Genomic DNA, 19131 nt, shown 5'->3' with positions numbered 1-19131 from the left:
CTTAATATTTTTTTAAAACTTTTTAACCTTTAATTAAGAATATTAATTTTATTTAAAAATTATATTAGTGTGTTTATTATCTTTTACAAAAAAAGACACCGATCAAATGATCGGTGTCTTTTTTGATTCAATTTAGTTAAATCAACTTATTTAGTTTCTTTAACAAAAGTTTTATTACTTGTAATGTATTGGTGAGAATTAATGTATAGACGTGTGATGCCATAGTACTTAATTACCTTTCGGATCTTAATGACACTATTACGTTTATAATGCTTTATTCTGTTACCAACATTGAACTTCTTACTGTCGTATAACCACACCCCAGTAGGACGAATTACCTTGTAATAACGTCTATTGTTCTTTCTTGAGTAGTAAGCACTTCTCATTGAAGAAGGAGTAGCTGTTAAGATACGGCCACCAGATACTCTGTAACGAGGAATACCATTCTTATAGAATGCAATTCCTTTAACCTTGAATACATGTGCTGCATATCTTGGTCTCTTAGCATAGAAGATAACTCTATTACCCTTGGTAAATCTTACTGATCTATGAGTGTAAACAGACTTAATATTGTAAACATACTTAGGTAAACGACGTTTAATTTCCTTCTTATAAGCCTTTTCATAAGACTTGACGAAATCAACGTTTTGGTTTTTCAACTTAGGAATATGGTAATGCTTGCTACCACGTGCTCTACCAGCTCGAGTCCCATCAGACATTTGTTGCTTTCTTTCAACTTGGAATCCTTGTTTGAAAGCATATTCTGCAATTGTACCCATCTTCGCATAGTTGATACGTTTAGCTTTTCTGTTCTTAACATTGTTCTTTTCTGCCAACACCCCTGCTTTATAAGCATCGAATGCTTTAACGTAAGCAGCAGGTTGTTGTCTTCTTTGTTCACTAGTAAGCTTCTTAATCTTCTTAGCGTCTTTAATTGCAATCTTAACAATCTTCGCTAATTCAATTCCTTGGTTAAAGTAGAACTTCTTTTTATCCTTTTGGCTAACCTTTTCATTATCAATACCAGCCTTAAATCCAACGATAATGTCTTTATAGTTATCGTCGTACTTAACTTTTTCTGGCTTGGTAGTAGGAGTTTCCTTTACACCATTAGTAAATGATTCAACTACCTTATCAGATTTAGCCACAGTATTAGTGTTAATTATTGTTGGCTTAGGTTCTGAATTTGAACCAGTTTGAGCAGAAGTGTTATTGTTTTCTGATTTATTAGGTTTGCCAGAATGATTATCATTCGATGTTCCACTATTTGAAGTATTACTGTTTGAAGTGCTGCCAGTCGAAGTACTTCCGTTTGAAGTATTACTATTAGAAGTACCAGTGTGTGCAGTACTACCGTTGGAAGTGTTGCCAGTATTACCGTTGGAGCTATTATTACCTGATGGTTTATCTTTTCCATTATCAGGAACGACAATCACAGGGGCATTTTTCACTCCTAAAGCATATCCTTGATCATATGCAGATGAGTAAATAGCATCAGCAGAATTAATATCTTTGGCTAGCTTGTTGTACCCACGAAGGTAACCACTGTTATAAGCATTGTACACATCGTTGTAGACATTCTTATCTAGCTTATCAGATCCTTGAACAGTACCCTTATTAACGGAGTTAATCTTGGCATCACTTAATGCTGTAGCAGCACTGTTGTATCCCATATCGTAGGCGGATTTATCAACAGGGTTCAAAGTAGCATCTTGTTGTGCCTTGTTGTTAACACCATCAAGCGCACCAGTTTGAACATGGCTTTGCCATTCAGCGTATGCACGTTGATATGCCTTGTCGTAAACAACGGATACATTATCTGTACTCATTGGACGTCCTAATTGGGCATCAATGAATCCAGCTTGCGCACCTCTAAATGAAGTATCTTCATCAGAATTAGTCATGTGAGTATTGTCATCATTACCGAAAGCTTGTTGTGCTAATTGGTAACCCTTCAATGCTTCGCCTGACTTATTAAAACCAAGCATAAATGACTTGTCATTTTGTTGTTGAGGTGTTAGTTGATCAACAGTAACACCTGACATACCAGCATCATAACCATTAGAAGCATCAGAATAACCAGCTTGATAATCAACATTGCTGTCCTTTGGATAACTGTTGGTATCAAATGCAACAGCACCATTGGCGTTGTTGTAACCAGCCATGAATGAAGTATTACTCTTTTGTGCTTCAGTTAAATCGGTTGAACTTGGTAGTTTACCAGATTTAGCAGCATCGTATACTGCATCGGATCCATCCTTAGAATTGTTATATCCAAATGTGTAAGCTTGATCCAAGATATTTTGACTTTGCGCCTTATCATTTTGACTACCATTTAGGTATTGTTGACTACCATTGTTAGCCTTAGCAATGATTTGTGCATAAATATCATTGTATGCATCAGCATAAGCGGCTGGTTGTTGTGATACATCACTTCGTCTTCCTCGCTTGAAGTCATTCAATGCATCTAATACCGCTTTGTATGCACGGTCATGTGGACTATTTGAATTATAGTTATCAGTTGGCTTATTGATTGCATCTTGAATCCCTTGTTGGATTTCATCAGCCATATCGAAACCACTCATAAATGCAGGGTTGTTCAATTGTGCTTGGGTCAATTGGTCACGAGTAACACCTTTCTTGCGTTGTTCGTAACCAGTTTGTGCTTGTGCATAACCAGAATCGTAATTTTCTTGATTATTGATTTGGATATTTGTACTAGTGATTGTTGCTGAGCCTTCAGCAAGTCCATTAACAAAGTCTTGGGCACCCTTACCGATATTGTATCCTGTCATGTAAGTAGCGCTAGCTTTATTATCATCGCTTAGATCGGCAACTGACTTAGCAGCAAATCCATCTTGATAACCAGATTGAGTATTTACGTAACCTTGGTTATATGCACGGTCATCAGCATCAGCACCATTTGAATGTTCATTTGACAATCCGTTAATGAAGCGTTGACTTCCGGCATTCATTTCTGCAATTGATTGATCATATGCAGTCTTGTATGCGCGTTGGTAAGCTGCAGATTGTTGACTAACATCTGCAGGTGTCTTTTCAGAGCTGACCTGTTTGAATGCTTGGACAGCGGCATCGTAGGTATTAACTGTATCATCAGAACCATTGTATTGGTCAGTATGGCTTTGTGTTGGATCGTTGTAGGCCGTCTTGTATGCATCCTTAAATGCTTGACCCATTTCGTATCCTTTAATGTATCCATAGTTAGAACTAGCTTCGGTATTACCCTTCAAACCATCGGAATAACCATTTTGGGTATCTTCATAACCTAATTTTTGGAAACTATCATCTGATACCTTGTTACCATTTGCAACATAGTTGCTATAACCAGTGATGTAATCATTATTATCCTTAGCATATTCATCATTATAAACATCTTGATATACCAATGGTTCATTTGACACATCACTTGGTTGATTATTAGTCATAACCGCATCATGTCTAGCTTTAACAGTAGCGTTGTAACCAGCCATGTATTGTGCGTTGCTAGTATCTTGTGGTGCTTTACCAGAATTAGCATCATCACGGCCGCTCTTAGCATTGGTTGCAGCACTATATCCTGCTGAGTAGGATGCTGATGGATGTGAAACTTGCGCCTTACCATCGATTGCATCCTTGTAACCATCACGAGTTTGGTTATAACCAAAGTTGTAACTTGATTTTTCCATTTCATTTGAATCGCTTGGTTGATTAGTACCAGCTGAGGTCAAGAAGTCGTTTTGACCATTCAATATGTTTTGATTAGCGATACCATATGCAACGTTGTAAGAAGCACTGTATGGTAATGAATGATTTGCGTCAGTATCAGTTGAATTACCACCCTGTAATGCCGCATTATATCCAGCTACCGCACCATTGTAAGAATCATTAATATCACTCTTGGTGTTTTCGTCAACATTAGAAACATTTGCTGTATTCTTTGTAACATCATCCTTAGCAGCCTTGAATCCAGCACTCAACTTCAAACCAACATTGTATGCTAAAGAGTTTCCAGCGTAAGGAAGTGGTTCACGTGAGCTAGAAATACCATTCATGAATCCTTTGGTTGCATCAGCAATCCCTTGATCAGTTGCGATGTTATTTGGTAATGATGAAGAGTTCTTCTTTAGATATTGCTTAATTGCATTGAAGTAGTCACCAGAAACATTGCCTTCTTGACTAATATCAAGGTTACTGTTTTCTAAGTTAGCACTGTTCACGCTTCCCTTGATGTCATCAAAATTACCATACATTATTGCAAAGTACTTATTATATATGTCTTGGTAAGCTTTTGGATTATTTGAAACATCAGTTGTAGCGCCATTTCTAACGTCAATTAGAGCTTTATTGACAGCTTGTATACCATACTTTGAATACTGGTCACTAGCGACATTCGATTGCTTATTGTATGTGCCATTAGCAGCATTTAGGGCATTGACGTGCGCGTTGTATCCAGCCATAAAGACTTCATCAGCTTGTTGTTGAGCAGTTAGGGAGTTTTCTGAAACAATATTGCCATTACTATCAACAGCAGCATTGTATCCAGATTCAGCATCTCTATATCCTTGAATTTCAACACTATCATCAAGTGTGCTATCACTCTTAGGAGTACCATTCAAGAACTCATTAGCACCCTTACCCAAGTTATAACCTTGAACATAAGCTTTATTATTACTCTTAGTTTGATCAAAGTTACCAACTAGTCCTGCTTCATATCCTTGTTTAGTAGTATCATAAGCATCCTTTTGTAGCTTATCTAGACTGTCTTCACTACCGTTAGTTATTGAAGGAGCATTTTGAAGTGATTGGGTAAATGAATTCATTCCTTTTTCAACTGCTTGTTGAGCCTGTTGAATCATAGCATTATAACCATTTTGCATTGCAACTGACATTCCACTTGCAAGACCTGGATTATTGATGTTAAATCCATCGGTTAATGCTTGAACAGCACCATTAAATCCATCGGTTGCATAAGATGATGAATCACCGCTGGTGTTGTTGGTCTTGTCAGCTAAAGCAGCAAGGTATCCCTTGTATGCTGATTGACCAGCTTTATATGATTCGGTGTAGCCGACATTGTTAGTTTCTTGAGTTTGCGATTGACCGTTACTACTAAATCCAGCTTGGAAACCATCAATTGCGTCTTGATATCCTTGGGCGTGGAAATCTGTTCCGGAATTATTGCTTCCTGATAGGTAAGCATTCTTACCTGATTCGTATTGATCGAAGAATTCCTTACCTTTAACATCGAAGATTGATTGATAGATTGGAGTATGTGCAGTGTTATCAACATTTGAATAATGCATGAATTGTTGACGAGCAGCTTGGGTCGCTTGGTAAGCATCCCCATAATCAGCATCGGTTGATTGCTTTTCTCCATCCTTGATGGAACCATCTTCAATCCCGTTCTTGTATTGGGTGTAGACATTGAATCCCTTCATAAATGCAGCTTGTCCAGCTTTAGCGGCAGGAATTTGACTAGCATCATTACCAGCAGCGGCGAAATTAAATCCGTCTTTAGCTTCTTGATAACCAGTAGTTTGATCTGCATTACTACTATCGTATGACTTTGCATATACAAACGCACTTGCACCTGTTCCGGCATTGTATCCACGAGTGTAAATATCAGCTGTGTAATCACTAGGTGTATGTGGTGAATTACTTGATGCGCTGGTGTAGCCATTATTGAATCCATCGTTAGTAATTGCAAAACCGCGCGCAGTTGCTTGATCTACGAGGTTATTAGAATCAGTGGTTCCCTTACCATTTCCATCGAAATATTGTTGTGAACCCTTAGCGATTGCATCCTTGTATTCGTTATATGCAAGGTTGTATGCGTTTTGGTATGAAATAGTCTTGTCAGCATTTGATTTTGGATTATTCAATGCCTTGGCATCATCAAAACCAGCTTTAGCGGCATCAAATGTTTCCCTTGGACTAAATGCACCTTCGCTTTGATCGTTACCTGTGTATTCTTGGTTACCATCTTGAGCACTTTGGAAACTATCAGAGATTGCAGTTCCCTTATTGTAACCAGCTAAGTAACCAGTTGAGTTACCATTTTGAATGTGTGGAATCTTCATTCCATCTGTGTAACCATCAGAAGTTTCTTTGTAACCACGGTTAAAGGCAACATCATCAGCATTATTAGTATCGTTAGAATGATTATTCAAGACACCAGTTAAGAATAGTTGTTTACCTTGGTCGTATTGTTGACCAGCTTCAACATTGGCAATTGTGTATGCCTTTTTGTATGCACCAGACTTGTTTGCATCAAGAACATGTTGTGTTGCAGTATCTTGCCCATCAGCAAATCCTCTAACAGCACCGTCGAATGCTGACTTAGCTTGATCAGTGGTTGCATTATTGTCTGTTGTTGCAGTCGCATGACTTCTAGTGTATTCAAGTGAACGAGCTACATCCAATCCTAATTGATAACCATTATCATAAGCTTGACTAGGTTGACTAATCTTACCAGCGTTATCGTTAGATGAATCATTTGGATGATCCTTTACATAGTTCAAAGCATCTTTGTAACCTGATTTAGCATCCAAGTAACCCTTATCAATAGCTGCTTGTTCTAGAAGAACTGATGATGTTGGTTTGTTGGTGTTATTAGCATCACCATTGCCGTCTAAATCATCACTACCATCATAGTTAGCAAATGCATCAATTCCTGATTGCATCTCATTTCTAGCTGTTTGGTAAGCCTTGTCATAGGCATCGTTATATGCCTTTTGACTAGCTTCATTAGCAGCTCTTGATGTTGTGTTACGTGGTTTATCACTAATTGCATCCTTGTAACCGTCTTGTGCACCGTCAAACGCGGATACACCATTAGTATCTGCTGTGTATTTGTTGTTTGAGTTAGCGTCAGTGGATGTATTTTGAGATGCATTGTAGGCAATTGCGGAGGCTTTACCAAGATTGAAACCATCGATGTAACCAACGCTCTTATTGCTTAGATTTACGTCACCAGTAGCAGCAAGTCCAGCAGCGTATCCATCACTTTCATCACTGTATCCAGTCGCTGCGTCTGAATCATTGGCAGAATTATCAGCGGCCTTGAACTTGTTCATACCCTTTTGATAATCCGATACTACACTTTCATAGATGAATTTGTAGACTTCACTCTTGTTTGAGAAATCAGTAATAACGGAATTGTTAGCCAATGCCGCTCTAGCATCTTTTGCAGCATCATATGCCACTTGGGCAGTTGAATCAGTTGGTCTATCGTTACCGCTAGAAGCTGCCAATCCGTTTAATGCTTGAGTCTTAGCGTTATATCCAGCTTGGAATGCCTTTGACTTAGCAGATAAATCTGTTTGACTAAGGGTTTGATCAGCATTAAATCCATCTGAAGCATCTGTTGCTCCCTTAGCTTGCGCTTGGTCAAAGATACCTTGTGGGTTTGCGTTAATAGTGTAATTAGCGTTTGATAAGAATGAATCTGCTCCACTTTGGACCTTATTAGCAACGTCGGTTGCTGCTTGGTTGTATGCGGCAACGTATGTTGGGTCATCCTTGTGTTTTGGTTCACTGGCTACATCATGTGCCTTGTAGTCATTAAATGCATCAACGGCCCCGTTATAGGCAGCACCTTCTCTTAGAGTCTCTGCATAGCTGACTTCATCACCATTATCTGTGGCTGCATATTTATTCTTTTCGTCACTATTATTGGCATTATCTATTGCTGCTTGATATCCCTTAAGTGCACCAATGTATGATTGGTAACCGGCAGTGTAGGCTTTGTTAGTCTTCACAATATCAGGTAAACCATTAAATTGATTATTTAATTCATCTATCTTTTGATTAATTGATAAGGAACTATCCAATGAAGCGAAATATTGTTGAGCTTGATGGTAACCATCATTAGCCTTGTTATACCCACTAGTTTGCATATCAAGTTGGTTAGGAGAACTTACACCTTGAGCAAATAACTTAGCTCCACTCATGTATGATGCTTGGTTACTGTCAAAGGCCAATTTGTAAGCTTCTTTGTAAACATTATCATGTGGATTATTAGGGTCCGAATCTGTCACAGTATCAGTATTGCTACCATTTTTGATGGCATTTTGAGCATCCAAAGTAGCTTGGTAAGCTTCTTGGTATGCTGTTTCAATCACCTTAGGACTATTAATTCCTTTAGGACCATCAGCAGTCGCATCTGTTACCGCTTGTAGGACATGACGAGCTTCATTGAAACCATTTTGGTAATATTGGCTCTTAGTTGTATCTAGTGTTGCTTTTGAATCCAATCCTAGAGCAAATCCAGTTTGAGCATCTTGATATCCACCATCGAAACCTTGTTGTTCAACAGTGGTGAATGTCTTATCTAGTTTATGTTGGTTGAATAGATAATTATTCATACCATTTAACGCAGCATCTTGAATGGATGACATCGCTGCATTATATGCAGCTGCTGCGTATTTAGCTGAAATAGCAGGATCTTGATTAGATCTAGTGGAATTACTCTTAAAGTCTGCTAAAGCAAGCTTAACTGCTGCTTCAACGTTATTAGAATTATCGTCATTTGATCCATCGCTATTCTTGTAATTTTGAGTTTGTGTTGGATTATTCATTGTATCAGCATAGGCCTGCTTAATTGTTTGAGCAGCATCATAACCAGCTGAATATTGAGGGTTATCACCATTAATTTTATTCAAGCCATTTAATGCATCAACAAAACCAGATCTGGTATTACTTGCCCCTTGAATGGCAAATCCATCGTTATCTAACGGAGTTGATTGCAATACACTATTTTGACCGTTAGTGTATTCATCTTGTGAGTATTGGTATACCAATTTGTAAGCATTGTTGTATAGCAATCCTTTGTTTGTTAAGTCTGTATGAGACTTAGTCAACAGATCAGATTGAGCTTGTAACATTGCTGTAGCAGCTGTTTGATAGTTAACGTCACTACTACTTTGAGGAACCAGTGTTCCACTAGTCTTCAAGTCTTTAAATGCATTAATCAAACCATTGGCTTGGTTAAATCCTAAATTATTACCATCATTATTACTTGCTGGTAATTGAATTTGAGTTGATGATGACGCACTCGTTTTGATTACTCTTTGAATTAGGGAAGCCAATGTAGTGTTAACTGCTGATGTGTTAGAAGTATTGTTGTTATTTCCAGAGTTATTGCTTCCTGAATTGTTGTTTACAGATGTTAGCGTTTGAGTATATGCGTTCTTAGCATCCATAAAACCTTGGTAATAGAAATCATATCCGTTAACCAGATTCTGTGTAGCCGTTGCATTGACATCTGTTCCATTCAAGTATGCATTAACCCCGTTTACATATGCTGTTTCAGCATTAGTGTAAGCATTTGTATATGCAGTAATTAATTGTAATCCAGAAGTATTGTTTTTGGCCGGATTAGCATTAGCTAAATTCATTGCTGGGGAACCTGAGAAATCGGATCTAGCTTTATTAGCAGCATTATCTATTTGCGTTTTAAGAGAACTGTTTTGGTATGAGCTAAATCCATATCTTTCAGATAATGTAGGTGAATTTAAGCTACCCCCGTTAACGGCTTCGTTGAAACCATTAACAGCCTGGTTGTATCCAGTATTGTAGGCAATTTGCACTGATGCTCCATCATTTAGGTTATTAAAGAAATTACTTTGAGTGGTATTTTGTTTATTATTTGTAAAATCTGAAGTTCCTCGAGCAGCATAGTACCCAGTTAGATATGATGGTGAATAAGATTTACTTGTATCTGTTAGTATCTTGCTGGTTCCATCGGTAAATCCTTGTTGTGTGTCACTGTAATAATTATGAAGATTACTATTTGCATCACTATATGCACCATCGGTGTTAACGACTTTAGATTTTGCTGTATTTTCATCAAGTCCATTCAAAGAACCCATAGAAACAATCGCAGCATTATACCCCATCATAAAGGATGGATTGTTCTTTTGATCGTTACTTGGGGTTGCACCAGTTAGGCCAAATTGGTATCCATTCTTTGCAGATGTAAAACCATCGTTTTCAGCTTGAATTGGATATCCATTTGAACTACTTGAAGCAACAGATTTACCACTAAGATACTCATTAGCACCTTGTTCATGCAATCTTTGTCCTTCAGCATAAGCTTTTTGGAATGCAATGTTGTATGACAATGATTGGGTACTATCAATTTTATATGGTGCATTTGACCAACTTGCAGTATAACCCGCACCTGCACCTTTAAAGGTATCAACACCGATTTGGTCGGTCAATGTTGAATTAGATGTTGTAGTTTTTGCTAAGTTATACCCGTTCACGTAACCTTTGGATGAGCTTGTTGACTTGAATTGTCCATACGCGAAGGTGTAAGCAACATTGTTAGAAGTCTTACTATTACCATTCACCGCATCTGAAACACCTAGTTTAGCGTCGTTAAATCCTTGAACGAATAAAGGATCACTGCTATTAGTAGTAGCGTTCACATCATATCCATTTAAATAAGCATCTCTACCACTTTGATAGGAAGTAGCTAGCTGTTGATTTAATACAGGATATAAAGTTTGGTACATAGCATCAGCAGAACTATCATTTACATTTTTACCATTTGGCACATCCACTTTAGCTTGAATATATGCATTATATCCATCTACAAATGCTTTATCAGGGGTTGGATTACCAACATTTATCTTATCTGTGGAGTTAGATTTCTTAGCGGCATTAATTCCTGCTAATGCATCCTGATAAGCGTTATATCCGGTATCATAAGCAGAACCTAGTGTTGTGTTAGTTGGTTCATTTTTAACGGCACCGTTAACAGCATCTTGAAAACCTTTCAATGCGATACTATAACCAGCGTTCAAGGCAGTCTTATCTGCTTGCTTACCTGCGTTTGTTCCTTGTCCATTATATGAACCATTACCGTTAGCTTCTCCATTTACAAATGAATTAGCCCCCGTAGTCAAATTGTTCTTCCATAATTGATATGCCTTAGCATAAGATTTTTGGTAAGAAAGTGGGTATGAAGAATCAGCTGTACTTGGTTGAGTGGCATCTTGAGCTGCTCTAATTCCAGCTACTGCACCCAAGTAAGATTGGGCTTGGTCATAATTAGCATCGTTTGGTCTGACAGAATTGTTATCTGATTCCTTAGTTTGATCACTAATAGCATTATTGTAACCTTGAATAACTTGAGTAATAACATTGTTGTAACCTAATTTATATGCGGCACTATGGCTAGAATCATCAGAAGCAATTTGAGCATTAGCGTTTGGATCATTAATTGCGTCATTGTAACCTTGAGATGCTTGGTTATAACCAATTGAAGCTGCATCATTAGGATTCAAATCACTTAGTGTATTTCCATATAGGTATGAATATGCACTTCTAGCTGCTTCGTAACCATCTTGATATCCAGGAGCAGTTTTTGGATTTGTTGGTAAATTTAATGATTGTGGATAATTATGATACCGGAAACTATAGTCACTAATGAATTTAGCAAATCCGGCCTTTGCATTATCATATCCATTGCTGTATTGACTATCAGTAGATTGTTTTGCAAGGCCCTGCAAGTAATCCTTTGCGCCTTGTTCAGATTGTGCCTGTGCTTGCGCTAGTGCCTTTTGGTAGGCTTGCTTGTAAGCTAAGTTATCCCATTCCTGTGACTTATTATTGAATCCGTCCTTAGCACCCTTATACGCTTCATATACTTGATAATCAGAAGAGTTGGAATCTAGATTTTTTGAAGCATCTTCATAACTCTTGTCAGAGTAATTGTTTGCCGCACCCGCGTCTGCTGCTTTCTTATATCCAGCTGCAATTGCTTGGGCAGCATTAAATCCAGCCATAAATCCTTTATTGTTTCTTTGAGCCGGAGTTAATTGGCTTTCGTCACTGATTGATAAACCAGTTTGATAACCATATTTAGTATCTTGGAGTGCCTGGATAGAAATTGGATCTTTAGCGGTTGGATTATCTTTTCCAGCCAAAAATTCTTGACTGGCTGTGCTGTAAGTAGCACTATCATCTTTTATTTCATCATTATATGCATCTACGTATTCGCGACTCTTACCAGTTAAATCAGTAGAGGGCGTATTTAATGATGCGTCAGCATACGCTGCACGAACACCGTTATAACCTTCCATGTAATCAGGGTTGGTTGAGTCCGCCGGACGATTATAGTTATTACTTAGTTGGTTCTTAGCGTCACTGGCACCACGTTTAGCATCCAATAGAGCGTTAAACGCTTGTTGATATGCGCTAGATGGACTATTTGAAGTAATTTTGCTAATTCCGTCTATTTTACTGCCATTTTTACTAAATCTGTCATTAAAATCGTTATAGGCTTTTTGCGCATCTGAATAAGCCTGTGTATATCCATAGGCCTTGTTATTTGTATCTTGACTATTTTTCAAGAAGTCAGATACACCAGTATTGTATTGTGATTGAATTTTGTTAAATGCACTGTTGTAAACAACTTGATAAATTGCAGATTGGTTAGCAGAACTGTTTGGACGACCATTCTTAATGTCGTCATATGCTTGTTTGTATGCATTGTAAGCAGTCTTGTAAGCTGATGAATCGTTAACGTCATCATTGCCTAGTTGGCCAAAATTACTATTTTCCAAATCCGCTTCAGCTTTAGCAATCGCTTGATTTGCATTCGCAGCTGCTGTTAGTCCATCTTTGTATGCATTAGTCTGATTATTTGACGGTGTGGCATTACCACTGGTAACTCCACTAGTAAATGCTGACAAAGCATCTTGGTAACCCTTTTCATAACCGGCTTGGTTACTACTGTGGTTGGCATTATCTGAATTACCATTTAATAAATCAGTAACTCCTGACTTAATGGATTGTCCCAAAATATATCCAGGTAGATTTTGGTTATTATGGTTAGTTATTCCGTTATATCCATCCAATGCATCTTGGTAACCTTGACTAGCCACCTGAGTTGCTACCGGTGAGCTTTCATTAGTGTTATTAGTACCGTTGTTCAAGAATGCATTAGAACCATCATTATAATTGTTAGTTAAGTTTTGTAGTGCTTGGTTATATGCATCAGTGTAGATTTGACCTTGACCTGACGCTGTATGTGAACCTGTCAATACTTGGTTCTTTGCGTCATTAAAGGCATTTACACCTACCGCATAAGCTGGATCATTTTGTTCACGATTTGTATCTACACTATTACTGTATGCTGCGTTTTGGCCGTCGGTAAAGTTTTGACGTGCGTTAAATCCTTGTAAATATGACACACTTTGTGATAGTGGAGCCACAGTTCCATTACCCTTATCATTGTATCCTTGAAGGGCATTGTAGTATGCATTGTTGTAGTTGTTGTTGTATTGAGTGGTTTCATTAGGGTTAGTTGTTTGAGCGTTCCCGTTAATGAAGTCATTAATCCCTTTTTTAGTTCCGGCAGCATCAGACCTAGCTTGGTTGTAACCTTGAATATATGCGGCTGGATCATTAACAACGTTATCGCTACTTTGGTTGGTAGTGTTTGATGCTGTTTCTTTTGGCATTGAAGCTGGGTTAGTTGTTGGATCCGGCGCACCATTGTTAAAGGCATTGTAACCAGCTACAACACTGCTATATCCACTAGTATAGTTAGGATTAATCTTGTATTGATTAATGTTTTGTTGATTATTATTACCGTTAGAAACGTCGGTTAAGGCGTCACCAACCCCATTGTTAATATCATTGTAGTTACCAGAAGTAATTACTTGTTGACCAACATCAATCAAGTTACCATTCTTGTCCAAATCGTAACGATGTTGAGATGATACGTATTGACCTGTTTGAACTTGAGCAGTGGTATCAATACCATCAACACCATAACGAAGTAAGATTCCAACATATGGATTCTTAGTTGGATCATAGTCTTTTGGCATTTGAACGGTGTACTTCATGATTTCATAGTTGTAATTACTTGGAACCGCCAATGTTTGACTGTATTTATTAGTATCCTTGCTGGTGGTTGCATTTTGGATATTTCCTGGAAGGTATGTTAATCCAGTGTATGAATTATTAGTTCCGTATCCAGCTTGGATGTAGATTGGTTCGCTATCGTTTTCTTTATGGCCACCGACTTGCGCATAACCAGTAAGTGAATAAGTTCCATCTTGGTTCTTCACAGGAGTCATAGGTCCGACGAAATAAACCGCTGGAACAGTAGCAATTTGAAGGTAATTTGGAGTACCTTGTTGGAAACTACCAGGGTTTGCGGATGCATCAACGTAACTATTCTTATTGTTGTTTAAATGGAAACTGTATAAGATTTGACTTGGGTATAAAGTTGTACTTAAGTTACCTGCACCGGAACGGTTACCGTAAGTAACTAATGAAGTGTACGCATCAATTTTGTTGTTTGATAATGTACTTTGGGCGTTAGAGTTACCTGTTAAGTCCAAAGTAATATTGTTTTGACCAGGGTTAGTGATGCTAAGAGGACCGGCAATCAAGTTAACTTGTCCTGAACCATCAGCACTAACGCTCAAGTTACCAAGGTTATTGACGTTAATTTGACCGTTGTTGTTGTACAAAATACCGTAACTTCCAGTAGAAGTGTTACCAAGATTTTGTGATTGAACCTTTACCAAACCACCATTAGAAATGTTAACTTGACCTGTTTGGTCAACATACATAGCAGCATTGTAAAAGTAACTAGGCGCATTAGTTTCGATATCTAAAGTCCCACCATTAACGTTAACATTTCCGTAAGTATAGATACCATTAGCAAAAGTGCCACTACCATTCCACTTATCAGGAATGACTTGTAGGGTTGCCCCTTTATTAATGTTTAAGTTGGCACCATTGGTAACCACGATTCCGTAATTAGATCCATTACGAGCGTAGTAACCACCGTTCCCACGAGGAACCAATGTCATTTGCGATCCATCATTCATAGTCAAACTACCAGATAGCTTGATTACGTTATTACCATAATCAGGTGCAACTGTTCCGAAATAGTGAGTACCTGGGTACAATAGAAGGTTTTGGATTTCCATGTTTTCTTGGTTACCGTTTCCTTCTGTTGGATGGACCCCAGTGTTCAATGATGTTTGGTAACTTGAAACGTTAATTTCATTGATATTTCCCATGAAACGAATATCGTTACCCCCGGCCGGGAAGTCAGAAAGCATTTGAGCTCCGACGTAGTTAACGTTGTTGTAAACAACGGTACCAGGTTGGTTAATCTTCAAGAATCCATAGTAGTTGTATGAATATGCTGCTTGAAAGTTTTGAATAATCAATATAGGATTAACTCCAGAATCAGCATAGAATTGGTCCAAACATCCGTGGAAGTCAGCTTGGTGATTTTGACCATCAACGACTAACTTTTTTAGATGATACATTGTTGGCCAGTATTCAGTATATGGTGCACCTTGGAAGTCAATATCGTTAACTAACTTAACGTTTGTTGCATTAACAGTCTTTCCCCAAGCATCGTTATATGCAGAATAACCGGACCATTTACCGTTAACAATGTCACTTAGTTTCCAGGTAGGATAGTAATTTCCTGCCAATGCACGTTGGAATTGCCATGAATTATGAACAAACGCAGTTTTATTATTGTTGATTTCTTGAGCAACACTGTCGTATCCAGCACGATAGTAGCTAGTTCCGCCAATATAATTTAGGTTGTTGGAATTTGTTTCAAGACTTAATACGTATCCCCAATTAGTTCCATCTCCACCACCATTAATGGTGTCATAGACTGGATCCCATTGGTCATTCATCGCTTGTTGGGCACCCAAATAAGCCTGATCATACGCATTGGTTGAATCAGCACTTGGTGTGTAATTATCGGCAGGGAAGCTTAATTGATGGTTAGCATCGTAAACTAGCCCTTGATTCTTACTAATTCCAGTCCACTTACCAGCCTTAGCATCTTTAATTCCTTGTTGGGTTAAGAAATAGTTAACACCGTATTGGTAAGTAAGGTACAAAGCGGAATTTGGTGTATAAGTATTAAATGAAGTAATTGAACTATCATTTTGGCTAGGAATTGTAATCTGACCGTTTTGGTTTAGCTTAACTGTTGTATTGTTTTTACCGTTAAACTTAGCTAACAATTGTTGTTCATAGGCAATAGCCGAGTTGTAAGCATCGTTAGGTTTTTGGCTAGAACTTACATTTTGTTGGTAAGAAGTATAATCCTGGGTACCAGTTCCTTCATTAGCTGTCGCCAAATTATAAGCTGCTAGTGCTGTCATTGCACCGTTATAAGCAGCATTGTAGTAGTTTTGTTCATTTACATCAGAGATAGTAGAAACTTGGTTTCCGTTTCCAGCAAACGCATCTGAACCAGCGCGATCAATTACTGCCTTGTAAGCTGCAGCTTGGCTTGATGCGTTAGTGTAATCAGAGCTATAACTTGAAGTTGGTTGACTTGATGATGCCGAACTACTTCCTGAAGATTGTGTTGAACTGGACGATTGTGCTGAGCTTGATGATTGAGCTGAATTTGCTGATGATTGGGCAGCTGCTTGGCTAGCTGCAATACTTGATGCAGCTTGTGAATTATACGCACTGTTCACACCTAATCCATTGTTAAATCCAGATTGTGCGTCAGAATCGATTGCTTTGTTAGCAGCGACGTTAGAATCGACACTCAAACTTACGGCACTTTGGTTAGCGTATGATGCGTTAACATCAGAACTGACACTGGTAGCACTAGATGCTACTTGTTGGTAGCTAGATCCACCACTTGAAGCTGAATTAGTTTGAGTAACCGCCTTCAAAGCATCCGAATTCGTATCAGCATGTGCCACATGACTAAATGTCATTGTGTAGGCAAGACCACCCACTGTAGCAAAAGTCGACAATGACATTACAACCCATTGTTTCTTGACTTTCTTCATTACTTTCTTATCTTTTATTTTATTGAATTTTTTCTTGTTGTATTGCATATTAACGTCCCTTTCAAATTCAATCTAATTTTTTAAAACAGTTATTTATGACATTATTAAAAATCTATATTTTTGCGCTTGCGTTTATTAAAAAGTGCGCAGTTACGGTAATTTTATATAATTATTATATTATCATCTTCTTAAAGAATTTTAAAACGATTTGAAGGATTATTTAATATTTATTTAAAAAATGATACACAATGTTCATTAATCACCTAAAAAAACAACATTTTGATTCACAGAAGGTAAAAAATTGAAATTATTATTTTTAATTTTCTTATAATTCAAATTTATATTTTTATGACAAAAATATATCAATAATATTATTTCTTCTAGCTTTCATTATTGGCTAATTTCTTTTACAATATAATAAATAATATTTGCGTTATATGGGAGGTATGAATTTTGTCACAACAACGATTATTAGACATTAAAAACGGCTATAACTTCCGCGAACTTGGTGGATACCAAACAGAAGATGGCCGTTTTGTAAAATGGAACAAAGTCCTGCGCTCAGGTGACCTTTCTGAACTATCTGATTCAGATTTAGCCTTTTTAGAAGACTATGGCATTAATTTCGATGTCGACTTAAGATCTGATACTGAAAGAACAAAAGCACCTGATAAGAAATCAAGCAAGATTAAGCTTATCGCTAATCCCGTCTTTAATAGCGGTCATGACAAGACTGAACAGCAATACGCTGAACAGTACATGGACGATGCTACACGTGGTAAACAAAATATGATTAATTCATACCAATCAATGGTCACCAGTCCATCCGCCCAAAATGCTTTTAAGAATCTTTTCAAGACCTTACTAGCTAACACTGACGACGGTGCCGTACTATTCCATTGCGCGCAAGGAAAGGACCGTACTGGTCTATCAGCTGCTTTCTTCTTATTCGCTTTAGGCGTTGATGAAGATACAATCAAAAAAGATTACCTATTATCAAAAGAAGCAATGAAACCATTCATCCAAGTTAAAATTGATCAATACAGCAAGTACGGTATGACTAACGAGCTTCGCCAAAACCTACACGACTTATACACTGTTGATGAATCATACTTCGATGCTGCGATGGCTACCATTAAAGAGAAATATGGTAATATCAATAACTTCCTTCACGAATTTATTGGTTTATCTGACGCAGATATTGCTAAATTAAAGGATATTTACCTTACAGACTAAATAACATTGGAGTGATTTTTATGGGATTTAAAAAAGCTGCTGCTGCTTTAGGTGTAATGTCTACTGCAGTTGGGGCAGGAGCTTTTATGTTCAGTAACTACCTATTCAAACTAGGTATGAACAGAAAGGACGACGAACCTGTCCCACAAACTAGCCAATTACGTTTTGCATACGCATATTACCGTTATGTCGATTGGTTCCACGCTATTCCAAAGGAAGAATGGGTGTTAAACGAAGTCGACACAGGCGAAAAAATGATTGCTTCATATGTTCCTGCCAAGGAAGAAACAAAGAAAACAATCATCATGGCCCATGGTGTTGGATGTAATCGTGAAACAATGGCCAACTTCATTAAGATGTACCACGAACTAGGTTTTAACGTCCTAGCTCCAGATGATCGTGCCCACGGCGATAGTGATGGTAAGTACGTCAGCTATGGCTGGAAGGATCGTATCGACTACCTTCGTTGGATTAAGCTAGTTCTTGAAAAAGTAGGTGAAGATGCCAAAATTCTTTTGTTTGGTATCAGTATGGGAGCTGGAATTGTCACAATGTTGAGTGGTGAAGACTTACCAAAACAAGTTAAAGCAATCATCGCTGATTGCGGATACACCAATGTTGGTGACGAGTTCAACTACTTACTAAAAGACATGTTCCATTTACCTCCTTACCCAATCGAACCATTGGTTAGCGCGATTAACTGGTACAAGGTTGGATACCGTTTGCACAACGCCTCATGTACCGAAGCATTGAAGAAAAACAGCTTACCTACCCTATTCATTCACGGGGATAGCGATATCTACGTACCAACTTACATGTCTTATGAAAACTACGCCGCATCAAACGGTCCAAAACAACTATGGATTGTACCCGGTGCAGGTCATGAAGAAAGCTTCTGGGTCAACCCAGTCGCATACAAGAAGCGCGTCAAAGACTTCTTGCACACATACTTTGACTAAATAAAAAAAAACTCAGCATTTCGCTGAGTGACCTGAACCCCTAAAATTGGAGGATGGTTATGCAATTTTCTGGGAGGAATTGTTCCGGTATTCAACCGGTGACATTCCTCCCAGTTTTT

The 19131-nt window shown here is 38.0% G+C and carries 3 protein-coding genes; 2 read left to right on the top strand and 1 reads right to left on the bottom strand.

What is annotated here, in order from left to right; all coding sequences use genetic code 11:
* Nucleotides 1-146: 146 nt before the first annotated feature.
* Nucleotides 147-16865 carry a DUF5776 domain-containing protein gene (locus RZ78_RS01200; RefSeq protein ID WP_054607870.1) on the bottom strand — a complete coding sequence of 5573 codons (16719 nt, stop codon included), beginning with the start codon at nt 16863-16865 and terminating at the stop codon, nt 147-149.
* A 405-nt stretch (nt 16866-17270) separates the two neighbouring features.
* Between RZ78_RS01200 and RZ78_RS01195 the strand changes: the two genes are divergently transcribed.
* Complete coding sequence (locus tag RZ78_RS01195) at nt 17271-18053, top strand: tyrosine-protein phosphatase (protein WP_054607869.1); 783 nt, start codon at nt 17271-17273, stop codon at nt 18051-18053.
* A 20-nt stretch (nt 18054-18073) separates the two neighbouring features.
* Nucleotides 18074-19012, top strand: coding sequence for an alpha/beta hydrolase (locus RZ78_RS01190; RefSeq protein ID WP_054607868.1), 939 nt, complete (start codon nt 18074-18076; stop codon nt 19010-19012).
* The last annotated feature ends 119 nt before the right edge of the window (nt 19013-19131 follow it).

Origin of the sequence: Apilactobacillus kunkeei (genome assembly GCF_001308195.1) — a bacterium.
Lineage (GTDB): Bacteria > Bacillota > Bacilli > Lactobacillales > Lactobacillaceae > Apilactobacillus > Apilactobacillus kunkeei_C.
This window is presented reverse-complemented; position numbering and strand designations above follow the sequence as displayed.

What these genes read in the sequence shown, in the direction of transcription:
- RZ78_RS01200 (WP_054607870.1), bottom strand. Translation starts at nt 16,865, where the DNA reads ATGCAATACAACAAGAAAAAATTCAATAAAATAAAAGATAAGAAAGTA.
- RZ78_RS01190 (WP_054607868.1), top strand. Translation starts at nt 18,074, where the DNA reads ATGGGATTTAAAAAAGCTGCTGCTGCTTTAGGTGTAATGTCTACTGCA.